Raw genomic sequence first — 1,364 nt, 5'->3', positions numbered from 1 at the left:
TGAACCGCCCCAGGTTTCCCGCCGCCTCCTTTTCGAGTCGAGGAGGATGGCTGTATGCCGAAGAAGATCGATCCCGCGATCAAGGAGCGGGCGCTGCGGATGGTGTCCGAGCATCGGGGTGAGTACTCGTCGCTGACGGCCTGCTGTGACCAGGTGGGCCGCCAGCTGGGGCTGGGCAAGGAGACGGTGCGACGGTGGGCGGTGCAGGCCGACATCGACGCCGGAGCCAGACCCGGCGTCAGCACCGAGGAGAGCGCTGAGATCAAGCGTCTCAAGGCCGAGAACCGGCGGCTGACCGAGGACCTGGAAATCATGCGCAGGGCCTCGATTTTCTTCGCGGGGGAGCTCGACCCCCGCAACCGGTGATCTGCGAATTCATTAACCAACTCCGGTCGGAAGGTCATGCGGTCGAGTCGATCTGCCGGGGCCTGCGCAAAGCAGGTCTGCAGATCGCCGCACGGACCTATCGCGAGTGGACCTCGTCGCAGCGAGTAGTGCCAGTCAGGACCGTCAGCGACGCCGAGGTCGAGGACGTCATCCGCGGATTAGTGTGGCAGCCCGATAGCCGTGGCCGGCGGAAGATGCAGCCATCGGGCCTGTACGGGCGGCGCAAGATGCTTGCAGAGGTTCGCCGCGCTGGCCTGCCCGCAGCCAGCCCCGGAGCCGTCGACCGGGCGATGCGCACGCTCGGTCTATCCGGGGTGGTCAGGGCCAAGAAGGTGTACACGACCTCCCCGGATTCCGGCGCTGTGCGGGCACCGGACCTGCTGGACCGGGACTTCACCTCAGATCGCCCGGACCGGGTATGGGTCGCCGACTTCACTTACGTCCGAACGTGGGCCGGCTTCACCTACGTCGCGTTCATCGTCGACGTGTTCGCCCAACGCATCGTAGCCTGGAACGCGGCCACCACTATGGCCACGAACTTGGTCATGACTCCGCTGCGGATGGCGCTGTGGCAACGCGACCGAGAAGGACATCCGATCGCGCCGAAGTCGCTGATCAGCCACTCTGATGCAGGCAGTCAATATACATCTGTAGCGTTCACCGAGCGTCTCGCACTCGAGGGGATTGAGCCGTCGATCGGCAGCGTCGGCGATGCGTACGATAACGCGCTCATGGAGACGATCAACGGCCTGTACAAGGCCGAGTGCATCCGCTCGTCAATCTTCCACGACGGGCCGTACAAGACGCTCTCCGACGTCGAGTACGCGACCGCTGCATGGGTCGAGTGGTACAACAATGAACGGCTCCACTCGAGCCTGGGATACGTCCCGCCCGTCGAGTTCGAGCAGAGCTACTACGCCGCTCTCAACCGAGAGCTTCAACCAACATAGGAGCGGCGGGAAACCTCGGGCGGTTCA

General features: G+C 64.4%; 1 protein-coding gene and 1 other annotated feature. The gene reads left to right on the top strand.

What is annotated here, in order from left to right; translation table 11 throughout:
• Positions 1-54: 54 nt before the first annotated feature.
• A protein-coding gene (locus tag ACH0BZ_RS16340) for an IS3 family transposase (protein WP_406899799.1) occupies positions 55-1,337 on the top strand; the annotation gives its coding sequence in 2 pieces (ribosomal slippage) (positions 55-328 and positions 328-1,337; 1,284 coding nt in all).
• Positions 324-458 (top strand) — a sequence feature (AL1L pseudoknot). It overlaps the preceding gene by 135 nt.
• Positions 1,338-1,364: the final 27 nt, after the last annotated feature.

Source organism: Dietzia sp. 179-F 9C3 NHS (genome assembly GCF_045369825.1).
Taxonomy (GTDB): Bacteria; Actinomycetota; Actinomycetes; order Mycobacteriales; family Mycobacteriaceae; genus Dietzia.
Note: the sequence above shows the minus strand (reverse complement) of the source record. Positions and strands in the feature narration are given on the sequence as shown.